Origin of the sequence: Streptomyces virginiae (assembly GCF_041432505.1) — a bacterium.
GTDB lineage: Bacteria > Actinomycetota > Actinomycetes > Streptomycetales > Streptomycetaceae > Streptomyces > Streptomyces virginiae_A.
In genome coordinates this window covers 6,938,528-6,952,201 of record NZ_CP107871.1, presented here as the reverse complement: position 1 = coordinate 6,952,201, position 13,674 = coordinate 6,938,528, and the positions used below count along the sequence as shown (strand labels likewise).

Here is a 13,674-nt window from a genome sequence, read left to right as displayed (position 1 = left end):
GTTCAAAGGCCTAAGGGACAGCCTGAGATGACAGAGCGCCAGAAGGACCGTCCGTGGCTCATGCGGACGTACGCCGGCCACTCCACGGCCGAGGCGTCCAACGAGCTGTACCGCCGCAACCTCGCCAAGGGCCAGACCGGCCTGTCGGTCGCGTTCGACCTGCCGACGCAGACCGGCTACGACCCCGACCACATCCTCGCCCGCGGCGAGGTGGGCCGGGTCGGGGTCCCGGTCTCCCATCTGGGCGACATGCGGCGGCTGTTCCAGGACATTCCCCTGGAACAGATGAACACCTCGATGACGATCAACGCCACGGCCATGTGGCTGCTGGCGCTCTACCAGGTGGCCGCCGAGGAGCAGGGCGCGGACATCGCCCAGCTCCAGGGCACCACCCAGAACGACATCGTCAAGGAGTACCTCTCGCGCGGGACGCACGTCTTCCCGCCGGGGCCGTCCCTGCGGCTGACGACGGACATGATCGCGTACACGGTCAACCACATCCCCAAGTGGAACCCGATCAACATCTGCTCGTACCACCTCCAGGAGGCCGGGGCCACCCCGGTCCAGGAGATCTCGTACGCGATGTCCACGGCGATCGCGGTCCTCGACTCGGTGCGCGACTCGGGCCAGGTGCCCGAGGAACGCTTCGGCGAGGTCGTCGCCCGGATCTCCTTCTTCGTGAACGCGGGCGTCCGCTTCATCGAGGAGATGTGCAAGATGCGCGCCTTCGGCCGCATCTGGGACAAGGTCACCAAGGAGCGCTACGGCATCGAGAACGCGAAGCAGCGTCGCTTCCGTTACGGCGTCCAGGTCAACTCCCTGGGACTCACCGAGGCCCAGCCGGAGAACAACGTCCAGCGCATCGTGCTGGAGATGCTCGCCGTCACCCTCTCCAAGGACGCCCGCGCCCGCGCCGTGCAGCTGCCCGCCTGGAACGAGGCGCTGGGTCTGCCCCGGCCCTGGGACCAGCAGTGGTCGCTGCGCATCCAGCAGGTCCTCGCACTCGAGAGCGACCTGCTGGAGTACGAGGACATCTTCGCCGGATCCCACGTCATCGAGGCCAAAGTCGACTCCCTGGTCGCCGACTGCCTGGCCGAGATCGACCGGATCCAGGAGATGGGCGGCGCCATGGCGGCCGTCGAGTCCGGTTACCTGAAGGGCGAGCTGGTCTCCTCGCACGCCGAACGGCGGGCGCGGATCGAGGCCGGCGAGGACAAGATCGTCGGTGTCAACTGCTTCCAGCAGACCGAGGAGAACCCGCTCACGGCCGACCTGGACGGCGCCATCATGACGGTCGACGGCGCCGTGGAGGCGCTGACCGTGGAGCGTATCGGCCGCTGGCGCGCCGAGCGCCAGGAGTCCTCGGACCGCCAGGGGAACGGCGACCCGTTCGTCTTCCCCACCACCCAGCAGGCGCTGGAGCGCCTCAAGGAGGCCGCGGCGGGCACCGAGAACCTGATGGAGGCCACGCTGGAGTGCGCCCGCGCCGGTGTCACCACCGGCGAGTGGGCGAGCGCCCTGCGCGAGGTGTTCGGCGAGTTCCGCGCCCCCACCGGGGTCTCCTCGGCCCCGGTCGCGGTCACCGCCGAGCCCGGTACGCCGATGCACGAGGTCCGCGAGAAGGTGTCCCGCACCGCCGACGAGCTCGGCTCGGGCCGGCTGCGCCTGCTGGTCGGCAAGCCCGGCCTGGACGGGCACTCCAACGGCGCCGAGCAGATCGCCGTGCGGGCCCGCGACGCCGGCTTCGAGGTGGTCTACCAAGGCATCAGGCTGACGCCGGAGGAGATCTCCTCCGCGGCGCTGGCCGAGGACGTGCACTGCGTGGGACTGTCCATCCTGTCCGGTTCGCACAGCGCTCTGGTCCCGGACGTCCTGGAGCGACTGCGACTGGCGGGGGCGGGTGACATCCCCGTCATCGTCGGAGGCATCATTCCGAACGCCGATGCCGTGACGCTCAAGGCCGCGGGTGTCGCCGCGGTCTTCACGCCGAAGGACTTCGGCATCACGGAGATCATCGGCCGTATCGTCGACGAGATCCGCAAGGCCAACAAGCTCGCCCCCCTCGACATGAACAACGAATTCGTTGCAAGCACGGAGGTCCCCGCATGACCACGCCCGTCCACCCGGTGAACCGCCTTCGCCCGCGTCGCTCCTGCCTCGCGGTACCCGGCTCGAACCCGCGGTTCCTGGAGAAGGCCCAGGGCCTGCCGGCCGACCAGGTCTTCCTGGACCTGGAGGACGCCTGCGCGCCGCTCGCCAAGGAAGGCGCCCGCCACACGATCGTGGACGCGCTGAACAACGGCGACTGGACCGGCAAGACCCGCGTCGTGCGCGTCAACGACTGGACCACGCACTGGACCTACCGTGACGTCGTCACCGTGGTCGAGGGCGCCGGCCAGAACCTCGACTGCATCATGCTGCCGAAGGTCCAGGACGCCCAGCAGGTCGTGGCGCTGGACCTGCTGCTGACCCAGATCGAGAAGACCATGGGCTTCGAGGTCGGCAAGATCGGCATCGAGGCGCAGATCGAGAACGCCAAGGGCCTGGTGAACGTCGACGAGATCGCCGCCGCCTCGCCGCGCCTGGAGACCATCATCTTCGGCCCGGCCGACTTCATGGCCTCGATCAACATGAAGTCCCTGGTCGTGGGCATGCAGCCGCCCGGCTACCCGGCGGACGCCTACCACTACATCCTGATGCGGATCCTGATGGCGGCCCGCATGCACAACCTGCAGGCGATCGACGGCCCCTTCCTCCAGATCCGCGACGTGGACGCCTACCGCGAGGTGGCCGGCCGGGCCGCCGCTCTGGGCTTCGACGGCAAGTGGGTGCTGCACCCCGGTCAGGTCGACGCGGCCAACGAGGTCTTCTCCCCCTCGCAGGAGGACTACGACCACGCCGAGCTGATCCTCGACGCGTACGACTGGTGCACCTCGGAGGCCGGCGGCAAGAAGGGCTCCGCGATGCTCGGCGACGAGATGATCGACGAGGCCAGCCGCAAGATGGCCCTGGTCATCGCCGGCAAGGGCCGGGCCGCCGGCATGGAGCGCACCACCAAGTTCGAGATCCCGGAGGCCTGATCCCGATGCAGTTCGGACGCACGTACGAAGAGTTCGAGGTCGGGGCGGTCTACAAGCACTGGCCCGGAAAGACGGTCACCGAGTACGACGACCATCTCTTCTGTCTGCTGACCATGAATCACCACCCGCTCCACATGGACAGCAATTACGCCGAGAACACGACCGACTTCGGCAAGAACGTGGTCGTGGGCAACTACATCTACTCGCTGCTGCTCGGCATGTCCGTGCCGGACGTCTCCGGGAAGGCCATCGCCAACCTGGAGATCGAGTCCCTGCGGCACGTGGCGCCGACCTTCCACGGCGACACGATCTACGGCGAGACCACGGTCCTCGACAAGACCCCGTCGAAGTCGAAGAACGACCGCGGCATCGTCTACGTCGAGACCAAGGGCTACAAGCAGGACGGCACCCTCGTCTGCGTCTTCCGGCGCAAGGTGATGGTCCCGACCGAGACGTACATCAAGGAGCGCGGCGGCGAGCAGCCCGGCCGCCCCACGCTGAAGGAACAGGGGAAGTAGCCATGGCCCGACTCGCCCAGACCGCCGGGCTGACCGACGTCCAGCGGGAGATCCTCAAGACCGTCCGGGAGTTCGTCGACAAGGAGATCATCCCGGTCGCGACCGAGCTCGAACACCGCGACGAGTACCCGCAGCAGATCGTCGACGGCCTCAAGGAACTCGGCCTCTTCGGCCTGATGATCCCGGAGGAGTACGGCGGCCTGGGTGAGTCGCTCCTCACCTACGCCCTGTGCGTCGAGGAGATCGCCCGTGGCTGGATGTCCGTCTCGGGCATCATCAACACCCACTTCATCGTGGCGTACATGCTCAAGCAGCACGGCACGCAGGAGCAGAAGGACCACTTCCTCCCCCGCATGGCCCTGGGCGAGGTGCGCGGCGCGTTCTCGATGTCCGAGCCGGCGCTCGGCTCCGATGTGTCGGCCATCTCCTCCAAGGCGGTGAAGGACGGCGACGAGTACGTCCTGAACGGCCAGAAGATGTGGCTGACGAACGGTGGCAGCTCCACCCTGGTCGCCGTTCTCGTCCGAAGTGACGAAGGACACCCCGAGGGCACGGCGCCCCACAAGTCGATGACGACCTTCCTCGTCGAGAAGGAGCCCGGCTTCGGTGAGGTCCGTCCCGGCCTGACCATCCCCGGCAAGATCGACAAGATGGGCTACAAGGGCGTCGACACGACCGAGCTCATCATGGACGGACTGCGCATTCCGGCCAATCGGGTACTCGGCGGGCAGACGGGCCGAGGGTTTTACCAAATGATGGACGGGGTCGAGGTCGGCCGCGTCAACGTGGCGGCGCGTGGCTGTGGCGTCGCTCAGCGTGCTTTCGAGCTGGGTGTCTCTTATGCCCAGCAACGTCACACTTTCGGCAAGGCGATCGCCGAGCACCAGGCGATTCAGTTCAAGCTGGCCGAGATGGCTACCAAGGTCGAAGCCGCCCATGCGATGATGGTGAATGCAGCACGCAAAAAGGACTCCGGGGAACGAAACGACCTCGAAGCAGGGATGGCGAAGTACCTCGCCTCCGAGTACTGCAAGGAGGTCGTCGAGGACGCCTTCCGTATCCACGGTGGATACGGGTTCTCGAAGGAGTACGAGATCGAGCGTCTCTACCGGGAGGCCCCGATGCTGCTGATCGGCGAAGGTACCGCCGAGATCCAGAAAATGATCATCGGGCGACGCCTGCTCGAGGAGTACCGGCTTCAGGGCTGAAAGTCCCTTTTGCGGCGAATCATCCATGGGTTCGTTGCGAAAGGATCACTGGCAGTGACTGGCTGACGGTCATCGACTCGGCTTCTGGCTTGCCCAGTTGTTGCGCGCAACCGATAGCATTCCAGTAAAGCCGCCGTCCCGTCCCCCTGTTTGCGGCGCGGCAATCACCCGCTACGAAGGTCATCCATGCCCCACAGCCAAACCTCTGCACCTCGCGACAGCCTCCTTGGCGTACGCCTCGCGCGCGGAGCATCGCCGTGGCTTCTGCCGACCGTCGCCACCGCGGCGCTCAGCCTCACCCGGGCCCGCAAGTCCGGACGCTGGGCCGCGGCGGCCGTGCCCGCAACCGCGCTCGCCGCGGGCATGCTGTGGTTCTTCCGCGACCCCGAGCGTGAGATCGCTCAGGGCCGTGTCATCTCGCCCGCCGACGGTGTGGTGCAGAGCATCATGCCGTGGAAGGACGGACGGACCCGGGTCGCGATCTTCATGAGCCCGCTGAACGTCCACGTCAACCGTGCGCCCCTCGCGGGCACGGTGACGTCCGTGGAGCACATCCCCGGCGGATTCGTCCCGGCGTTCAACAAGGAGAGCGAGAACAACGAGCGCGTTGTCTGGCACTTCGACACCGAACTCGGTGACATCGAGATGGTGCAGATCGCCGGCGCCGTCGCCCGTCGCATCGTCCCGTACCTGCCGGCCGGAACCAAGGTGGAGCAGGGCGAACGCATCGGTCTGATCCGCTTCGGCTCCCGCGTCGACATCTACCTCCCCGAGGGCGTCGAGGTCGCGGTCGAGGTCGGTCAGGCCACCACCGCGGGGGTGACACGAATTGACCGTGACTGACCCTGAGACTCCGGCCGCAGGCTGGGTTCCCGAACCTGCCGAGGAGGAGTCCGCCGAAGACGACATGCCGCTCTCGCTGCGGCTGTCGATAGCGGACACCCTCACTCTCGGTAACGCGACGTGCGGATTCATGGCGGTGTACTTCACCACCACCGGAATCCTCATCCCGCACCTCACCGGCAGTGGCGAATCGGGCATGGCCCGTAACAGCGCCGCGACGGCGGTGATACTGATGCTGCTCGCCGCGGTCTTCGACCTCTTCGACGGCATCGTGGCCCGCAAGCTGCGCAGCTCGCCGATGGGTGCCGAGCTGGACAACCTGTCCGACCTGATCAGCTTCGGCCTCGCGCCGGCCTACTTCGTGCTCGTCTACGGCATGGTCGCCGTCGACGCGCACCAGAAGATGTCGGCCCTGGCCGCGATCGTGGTGCTGCTCGCCGTGGTGCTCCGACTCGCGAGATTCAGCTGCGTGACGATGAAGGACGGCATGTTCCAGGGCATGCCGAGCCCCTTCGGCGCGCTCACGGTCGTCTCGATCGTGCTGCTGGAGCTGCCGTTCGTCCCGACGCTGCTGGCGATCATCGGGGTGGCCTGGCTGATGGTGAGCCGGGTCGAGTACCCCAAGCCGCGGGGCGTACTCGCGGTGGCGATGCTGTGCTGGATCATCAGCGCGATGGGGCTGCTGGCGGCCTGGGCGTTCGACGCCCCGGGCGGTCAGCTGCTGCTGCAGACCGGCTGCGCCCTGCAGATCGCGATGGCGGCGACCATTCCGCTCTTCGCGACGACCCGGAAGGCCAACACCTTCCGGCACAACCGCCGCGAGGCCCGCGCGACGACGCTGCGCTAGCTGTACCGGAGAAGGCCCCCGGATGCCATCGGCATCCGGGGGCCTTCTGCCGTTCCCGGGGGCGTGGGGGCGGGTCGGGTCACGGGGGCGGTGGAGGCCTGGGCCGGGGTCGGCGGCGGGGTGGGGAGTGTCCGGGGTAGGCATGATTTATGGCCCCTGAGCCAGGTCGCACAGGACCCCGGCGGTTCGGGCCAACAAATCACGTTTTACACCCCGAACACTCCCCACCCCGCCGCCGCCCCCTCCCACCGTTCCCGACCCCGGGTCCGTTACAGGAGCCCGTACTCGACGCGGGGCGGGTGTGGTGGTGCGGGCGGGGTCGGGGCCGGTGGTGGGGCGGGGGTCGTCCGGGGTGTAAAACGTGATTTGTTGGCCCGGACCGCCGGGCACCTCACTGTCGGGCCGAGGGGCCATAAATCATGCCTACCCCGGACGACCCCCGCCCCACCGCCGGACCCGGCCCCGCCCCCACCACCCGCAGCACCCGGATAGCCTTGATGTCGGAAAACCGCCAGCCGGCGGTTCCGCGACACCGGATCCTAGAGCCATGCACACCGACACCGAGCGCTGCGTAAGGGCCGTGCAGTCGAAGGACGCCCGCTTCGACGGCTGGTTCTTCACCGCCGTCCTGACCACCCGGATCTACTGCCGCCCCAGCTGCCCCGCCGTGCCGCCGAAGGTCGAGAACATGACCTTCCTGCCCAGCGCCGCCGCCTGCCAGCAGGCCGGGTTCCGGGCCTGCAAGCGGTGCCGGCCCGACACAAGTCCCGGTTCGCCCGAGTGGAACGCCCGCGCCGACGCCGTCGCGCGCGCGATGCGGCTGATCCAGGACGGCGTGGTGGACCGCGAGGGCGTGCCGGGCCTGGCCACCCGGCTGGGCTACTCGGCCCGCCAGGTCGAGCGGCAGCTGAACGCCGAGCTCGGGGCCGGTCCGCTCGCCCTGGCCCGGGCCCAGCGCGCCCAGACCGCCCGACTGCTCATCGAGACCTCCGAGCTCCCGATGGGCGACGTGGCCTTCGCCGCCGGGTTCTCCTCCATCCGGACCTTCAACGACACGGTCCGCGAGGTCTTCGCCCTGTCCCCGAGCGAGCTGCGGGAGCGGGCCGTCAAGGCCGGCCGCAGCCGGAACGCCCCGCCCCGGATCCCCGGGACGATCAGTCTGCGGCTGCCGTTCCGGGCCCCGCTGAACCCCGACAACCTCTTCGGGCACCTCGCCGCGACCGCCGTCCCCGGGGTCGAGGAGTGGCGTGACGGCGCCTACCGTCGCACGCTGCGCCTGCCCTACGGCACCGGCGTCGTCGCCCTGACCCCGCAGCCCGACCACATCGGCTGCCGGCTCGCGCTGACCGACCTGCGCGACCTCACCATCGCCATCAGTCGGTGCCGCTGGATGCTCGACCTGGACGCCGACCCCGAGGCGGTCGACGAGCAGTTGCGCGCCGACCCGCTGCTGGCCCCGCTCGTGGACAAGGCCCCCGGGCGCCGGGTGCCCCGTACGGTCGACGCGCCGGAGTTCGCCGTACGGGCGGTGCTGGGCCAGCAGGTCTCCACCGCGGCGGCGCGTACGCACGCGGCCCGGCTGGTCACCGCGCACGGGGAGCCGATCGAGGATCCGCTGGGCGGGCTGACCCACCTCTTCCCCTCCCCGCAGGCGCTCGCCGGGCTGGACCCGGAGGCGCTGGCCCTGCCGCGCAGTCGGCGCGCCACGCTGACCACCCTGGTCTCGGCGCTGGCCGACGGTTCGCTGGCGCTCGGCTTCGACAGCGACTGGGAGGCGGCGCGGGCGCAGCTCTCGGCGCTGCCCGGCTTCGGTCCGTGGACCACCGAGGTGATCGCGATGCGGGCGCTCGGTGACCCGGACGCGTTCCTGCCGTCGGATCTGGGGATCCGGCGGGCGGCGCAGGGGCTCGGGCTGCCCTCCACCCCCTCCGCGCTCACGGCGCGCGCGGCCACGTGGCGGCCCTGGCGTGCGTACGCCGTCCAGTACCTGTGGGCCACGGACGCCCACCCCATCAACCACCTGCCCGTCTGAGGAGCACCAGCGATGCGATCCACGATGAACAGCACCAAGACGCACACCGTCGTCGACAGCCCGTACGGCCCGCTGACCCTGGTCGCCACGGAGGGGGTGCTCAGCGGGCTCTACATGACCGGGCAGCGGCACCGACCGGCCGAGGAGTCCTTCGGGGAGCGGGTGGCCGCCGCCGAGGAGCCGTTCCCCGAGGTGGCGCGCCAGTTGACCGCCTATTTCGCCGGGGAGCTCACCGAGTTCGACCTCCCGCTGCGCCTGGAGGGCACCGAATTCCAGCGCAGTGTCTGGGATCAGCTGGTGCGGATCCCGTACGGCGAGACGTGGTCGTACGGGGAGCTCGCGACCAGGCTGGGCAAGCCCAACGCCTCGCGCGCGGTGGGCCTGGCGAACGGGAAGAACCCGGTCGGCATCATCGTGCCCTGCCACCGCGTGATCGGCGCGTCGGGCGGGATGACCGGTTACGGCGGCGGGCTCGACCGCAAGGTGCGGCTGCTGGCCTTCGAGTCCGGGGAACACGTCCGGGAACTGTTCTGACCCCCGGCCGCGAAAGCGGGCTCGGCGCGGCCCCATTCCGAAATGCGGTCCTTTTGCAGCGGTTGTATGAATGGAATACCGCTACATGATCGGAGTCGGGCATGGACGACTATCCGCTTCTCAACATCTTCTGGACGATGCTGTACCTGTTCCTGTGGATCATGTGGTTCTTCCTGCTCTTCAAGATCATCACGGATATCTTCCGTGACCACAGCCTCGGCGGCTGGGGGAAGGCGGGATGGTTGATCTTCGTGATCCTGCTGCCCTTCCTGGGCGTGTTCGTCTACCTCATCGCCCGGGGCAAGAGCATGGGCGAGCGGGACATCAAGCAGGTCCAGGAGAACGAGGCCGCCTTCCGGTCGTACGTCCAGAAGACGGCGGGCTCCGGCAGCAGTGCGGACGAGCTGCACAAGCTGTCCGCACTGAAGGACAAGGGCGACATCACCCAGGAGGAGTTCGACCGCGCCAAGGCCAAGCTCCTGGCGTGATCGGGTCCCAGTCGGTTCAGACGACGAGGAGCGGAACGAGCAGCGCGAAGGCGGCCCCGGCCTCCACGGCGTAGTTGTACAGCGAGGGGTGCTGGATCGGGGCGGCGAGCAGGACCACGCTCTGCTGGGTGGCGGCGGCGGCCACCCAGTCGGGGTCGGCGCCGAGGTTGCCCTGGTACCAGCCCTCGCAGGAGCCGGGTCCGGTGACGGCGAGGAGGTCGTCCTCACGGCGGTAGAAGGCCTGCCAACCGGCGGCCGGGACGGACCAGCCCTCGAAATCGGTGAACTGCGCCCAGCCGCCCTCGCGTATCGCGGTGTCGAACAGCCAGACCGGGGTCCCGTCCGGAGTGACTTCACCACCGGCCTGCTGGTCGGTGGTGAAGTGCACCATGGGGAGGGCGTCGGGCCCGTCGGCGGTGCTGGGCCAGGCGTACATCGTGATCATCTTCTGATTCTGTCCTGGTCGAGGTAAGTCCGCTGTTACGGCGCGTCCCGCTTACGGGGCCACCGGGCGCCGGCCGTTCTCCAGTTCCACGGCGCCCTCGCCCGACTGCGCGATCCGGTACGCCTCTTGGACGCGCCGCCCGAGCGGTGCGGGCAGATATGCGGCGAGTTCGGTGGGTTCGACGAGCCGCCAGGAGATCAGCTCCTCCTCCTGCAGGGTGATGGAGGCGAACTGGGCCTCGTCGAGCACCCCGCCGTCGTAGACGTAGGCGACCACTGGCGGACGGCCGGGGCCCGGCACCCAGTCGACGGCCAGGAGGCGGCCGAGGGGGAGGTCGATGCCGATCTCCTCGGCACTCTCCCGCCGGGCCGCGGTGCGCGGGGACTCGTCCTGGTCCGACTCGACGGTGCCGCCCGGCAGGGCCCAGCCCTCGCGGTAGTTGGGCTCGACGAGCAGGACCCGGCCCTCGGCGTCCCGGTAGAGGGCGGCCGCGCCGGCCAGCACCCGGGGCAGGCTCGCGATGTACGTGGCGTAGTCGTCTGCGGTCGTCACGCCGCAACCCTAAGTCCTTGGCGACGGGCCCGGCGAGGAGCCCGGGCCTTCGCCGTTCCCGTCCCTGCCCTCGTGGTCCTGGTAGCGCCGGCTCCCGGGCTCGGCGCGGCCCCGCGGGCGGCGGGCCGCCCCCTGTTCGGTGATGGCGTCGCCGACCATGGCCCGGACCGCGTCCCGCAGTCCGTGCAGGGGGTGGTGGCGGGCGGGTCCGGCGCCCGGGTCCGTACGGAGCTCCTTCAGCAGGGCCCAGCAGAGCAGCAGCATGACGACGGCGAAGGGCAGCGCGACCAGGATGGTGGCGGTCTGCAGGGACTTCAGGCCGCCCGCGACGAGGAGCACGGCGGCGACGGCGGCCATCAGCACGCCCCAGGTGACGACGAGCCAGGTGGGCGGGTTGAGGGAGCCGCGACTGGTGAGCGAGCCCATCACCAGGGAGGCCGAGTCGGCGCTGGTGACGAAGTAGGTCATGACCAGGACCATGGCGACCCACGAGGTGATCGTGGAGAGCGGCAGGGCGTCCAGCATCGCGAAGAGCGAGGCCTCCGTACCGTCCTTGAGCGTGACGGCGAAGTCGACGGCGCCGGTGGAGTCGAGGCGGATGGCGGTGCCGCCCATGACGCAGAACCAGATGACGGTGGCCCCGCTGGGGACGAGCAGCACGCCGATGAGGAACTCGCGGATGGTGCGGCCGCGCGAGATGCGGGCGATGAAGGTGCCGACGAACGGGGCCCAGGACAGCCACCACGCCCAGTAGAAGATCGTCCACGCGCCGAGCCACTTGGAGTCGGTGAAGGCGCCGGTGCGGCTGGCCATGGGCACCAGCTCGCTCAGGTACCCGCCGACGCCGGCGGGGATCACGTCGAGGATGTAGACGGTCGGGCCGAGGACGAAGACGAAGAGCATCAGGACGGCGGCCAGCACCAGGTTGATCGTGCTGAGCCACTTCACGCCCTTGTGCAGGCCGGAGAAGGCGGACAGGACGAAGGCCGCCGACAGGGAGCCGATGATGATCAGCTCCAAGGTCACGGAGTCCTCGACTCCGGTGGTGAGGTTCAGCCCCTTGGAGACCTGGAGGGCGCCGAGGCCGAGGCTGGTGGCGGTGCCGAAGACGGTGGCGAAGACCGCCAGCAGATCGATGGCCTTGCCGGCCGGGCCGGCCGCCCGTTCCTCGCCCACCAGGGGGACGAAGGCGGAGCTCAGGCGGTTGCCGCGGCCCTTGCGGAAGGTCGCGTAGGCCAGGGCGAGGCCGGCGATGCCGTAGATCGCCCAGGGGGTGAGGGTCCAGTGGAAGAAGGAGTACTCCATGGCCGCGAGCGCGGCGGCGCCGGTGCGGGGGGCCGCGCCGGAGGCCGGGGGCGGCGCCAGGTAGTGGGTGAGCGGCTCCCCCACCCCGTAGAACATCAGGCCGATGCCCATGCCGGCGCTGAACATCATCGCGATCCACGCGAGGTTGGTGAACTCGGGCTCGGAATCGTCGGCGCCGAGCCGGATCCGGCCGAACCGGCTGATCGCGAGGACGACGCACATGACGAGGAAGACGTCGGCGGCGATCACGAACAGCCAGGCGAAGTTGCCCAGCACCCAGGAGAGCGCGGTGGCCGACGCCGTGTCGAAGGAGTCCTTGCCCAGGGCCGCCCACGCGACGACGGCCAGCACGGCGAGCACACCCACGGTGACGACCGCGTGGTCGGGCGCGCCGTCCACCGGGCCGTCGGCGCCCCCTCCCGGGGTGTCCGGACGTGGCTGATCCAGTGATTCCGCGCTCATGCGGCCACACTATGCAGGCGTATATCCCTATTTAGGGGCATGGCACGCCGGGTGTGGCCCAGGCCACTCATGGGCATAGGAGGATCCTCCGGATAAGCTCATGGCGGCGCGACTGCACTGTTCGATAGCAAGGGAATAGCAAGGTGACGGACGGAGCAGTAAACGAGGCCGCGCGCGTGCTCATCGCCGCGGACAAATTCAAGGGCTCGCTCACGGCCGTTCAGGTCGCGGAGCGGGTGACGGCCGGCCTTCGCAGGGCCGTACCGGACGTGGAGATCGAGACCCTCCCCGTCGCGGACGGCGGCGACGGAACGGTCGCGGCAGCCGTCGCAGCGGGCTTCGAACGGCGGGAGGTACGGGTCACCGGACCCCTCGGCGACCAGGTCACGGCCACCTTCGCGCTGCGCGAGGGCACCGCGGTGGTCGAGATGGCGGAGGCCTCCGGGCTGCAGCTGCTGCCGGCCGGCACCTTCGCCGCGCTGACGGCGACCACGTACGGCTCGGGCGAGCTGCTCAAGGCCGCGCTGGACGCGGGCGCGCGCACGATCGTCTTCGGTGTGGGCGGCAGTGCCACCACCGACGGCGGCGCCGGCATGCTGGCCGCGCTGGGCGCTGTGTTCCTGGATGCGAACGGCGAACCGGTCGGTCCGGGCGGCGGCGCGCTGGCCGAGCTGGCCTCGGCCGACCTGTCCGGCGTCGACCCGCGGTTCGCGGAGGTGGAGTTCGTCCTCGCGAGCGACGTGGACAACCCGCTGACCGGCCCGAAGGGCTGCGCCGCGGTGTACGGCCCGCAGAAGGGTGCCTCGCCCGAGGACGTGGCGACGCTCGACGCGGCGCTGGCGCACTTCGCGGTGGTGCTGGAGAAGTCGATCGGTGCGAAGGCCGCCGAGTGCGCGGTGCTCCCGGGTGCCGGTGGCGCGGGCGGCATCGGCTACGGCGCCCTGCTGCTCGGCGCGACGTTCCGTCCCGGCATCGAGCTGATGCTGGAGGTACTGGGCTTCGCCCCGGCGCTGGAGCGCGCCACGCTGGTCATCACCGGTGAGGGCTCCCTGGACGAGCAGACCCTGCACGGCAAGGCCCCGGCGGGCGTCGCGGCCGCGGCGCGCGCGGCGGGCAAGCCCGTGGTGGCCGTCTGCGGGCGGCTGCTGCTGTCCCAGGAGGCCCTTGAGGGTGCCGGCATCCGCAAGGCGTACCCGCTCACCGATCTGGAGCCGGACCCGGCCAGGTCCATCCCGAACGCGGGTCCCCTGCTGGAGCAGGTCGCCGCGAACATCGCCGCCGACGTTCTCTGACACGGCCGCCCCGCCCCCACCACCCGTGGGGCGGGGCCCTCACCTTTCCCGCCCTCGCCGGGCGATCC

General features: G+C 69.7%; 13 protein-coding genes. 10 read left to right on the top strand and 3 right to left on the bottom strand.

Translation table 11 applies throughout. From position 1 onward, the window contains the following. Window positions 1-27 precede the first annotated feature (27 nt). From OG624_RS32170 to OG624_RS32130, 9 genes are all read left to right on the top strand, one after another. The gene (locus tag OG624_RS32170; protein ID WP_033220142.1) at window positions 28-2,109 is read left to right on the top strand and encodes a protein meaA; all 2,082 of its coding nucleotides are present in this window, start codon (window positions 28-30) and stop codon (window positions 2,107-2,109) included. Continuing rightward, window positions 2,106-3,080, top strand: a complete 975-nt coding sequence (locus OG624_RS32165) for an HpcH/HpaI aldolase/citrate lyase family protein (RefSeq protein ID WP_030010164.1) — start codon at window positions 2,106-2,108, stop codon at window positions 3,078-3,080. The genes OG624_RS32170 and OG624_RS32165 overlap by 4 nt, the downstream gene beginning before the upstream one ends. 5 nt (window positions 3,081-3,085) lie before the next feature. After that, complete coding sequence (locus tag OG624_RS32160) at window positions 3,086-3,598, top strand: MaoC family dehydratase (RefSeq protein ID WP_030010163.1); 513 nt, start codon at window positions 3,086-3,088, stop codon at window positions 3,596-3,598. A gap of 2 nt (window positions 3,599-3,600) precedes the next feature. Continuing rightward, on the top strand, window positions 3,601-4,806 hold the full coding sequence (locus tag OG624_RS32155; protein ID WP_030027413.1) for an acyl-CoA dehydrogenase family protein: 1,206 nt from the start codon (window positions 3,601-3,603) through the stop codon (window positions 4,804-4,806). A 186-nt stretch (window positions 4,807-4,992) separates the two neighbouring features. After that, on the top strand, window positions 4,993-5,649 hold the full coding sequence (locus tag OG624_RS32150) for a phosphatidylserine decarboxylase (protein WP_030010161.1): 657 nt from the start codon (window positions 4,993-4,995) through the stop codon (window positions 5,647-5,649). Further along, window positions 5,636-6,496, top strand: coding sequence for a CDP-diacylglycerol--serine O-phosphatidyltransferase (pssA, locus tag OG624_RS32145; RefSeq protein ID WP_189740836.1), 861 nt, complete (start codon window positions 5,636-5,638; stop codon window positions 6,494-6,496). The genes OG624_RS32150 and pssA overlap by 14 nt, the downstream gene beginning before the upstream one ends. Window positions 6,497-7,043: 547 nt before the next feature. After that, the gene (locus OG624_RS32140; protein ID WP_266353868.1) at window positions 7,044-8,528 is read left to right on the top strand and encodes an AlkA N-terminal domain-containing protein; all 1,485 of its coding nucleotides are present in this window, start codon (window positions 7,044-7,046) and stop codon (window positions 8,526-8,528) included. 12 nt (window positions 8,529-8,540) lie between these two features. Beyond that, complete coding sequence (locus tag OG624_RS32135) at window positions 8,541-9,062, top strand: methylated-DNA--[protein]-cysteine S-methyltransferase (RefSeq protein ID WP_326749383.1); 522 nt, start codon at window positions 8,541-8,543, stop codon at window positions 9,060-9,062. Window positions 9,063-9,163: 101 nt separating this feature from the next. Next, window positions 9,164-9,550, top strand: coding sequence for an SHOCT domain-containing protein (locus tag OG624_RS32130; protein WP_033218224.1), 387 nt, complete (start codon window positions 9,164-9,166; stop codon window positions 9,548-9,550). A gap of 16 nt (window positions 9,551-9,566) precedes the next feature. Here OG624_RS32130 and OG624_RS32125 read toward each other — a convergent pair whose 3' ends face one another. Genes OG624_RS32125 through OG624_RS32115 form a run of 3 tightly spaced genes read right to left on the bottom strand, consistent with a single transcriptional unit; the run spans window position 9,567 to window position 12,314 of the window. Beyond that, window positions 9,567-9,995, bottom strand: a complete 429-nt coding sequence (locus OG624_RS32125) for a hypothetical protein (protein ID WP_030714550.1) — start codon at window positions 9,993-9,995, stop codon at window positions 9,567-9,569. A gap of 51 nt (window positions 9,996-10,046) precedes the next feature. Then, window positions 10,047-10,547 carry an NUDIX domain-containing protein gene (locus OG624_RS32120; RefSeq protein WP_161295212.1) on the bottom strand — a complete coding sequence of 167 codons (501 nt, stop codon included), beginning with the start codon at window positions 10,545-10,547 and terminating at the stop codon, window positions 10,047-10,049. Between the two features lie 9 nt (window positions 10,548-10,556). Then, on the bottom strand, window positions 10,557-12,314 hold the full coding sequence (locus OG624_RS32115) for a BCCT family transporter (RefSeq protein WP_078909163.1): 1,758 nt from the start codon (window positions 12,312-12,314) through the stop codon (window positions 10,557-10,559). Window positions 12,315-12,457: 143 nt separating this feature from the next. On the opposite strand from OG624_RS32115, the gene OG624_RS32110 reads away from it, so the two are divergent. Continuing rightward, window positions 12,458-13,606 carry a glycerate kinase gene (locus tag OG624_RS32110; RefSeq protein WP_033218219.1) on the top strand — a complete coding sequence of 383 codons (1,149 nt, stop codon included), beginning with the start codon at window positions 12,458-12,460 and terminating at the stop codon, window positions 13,604-13,606. The last annotated feature ends 68 nt before the right edge of the window (window positions 13,607-13,674 follow it).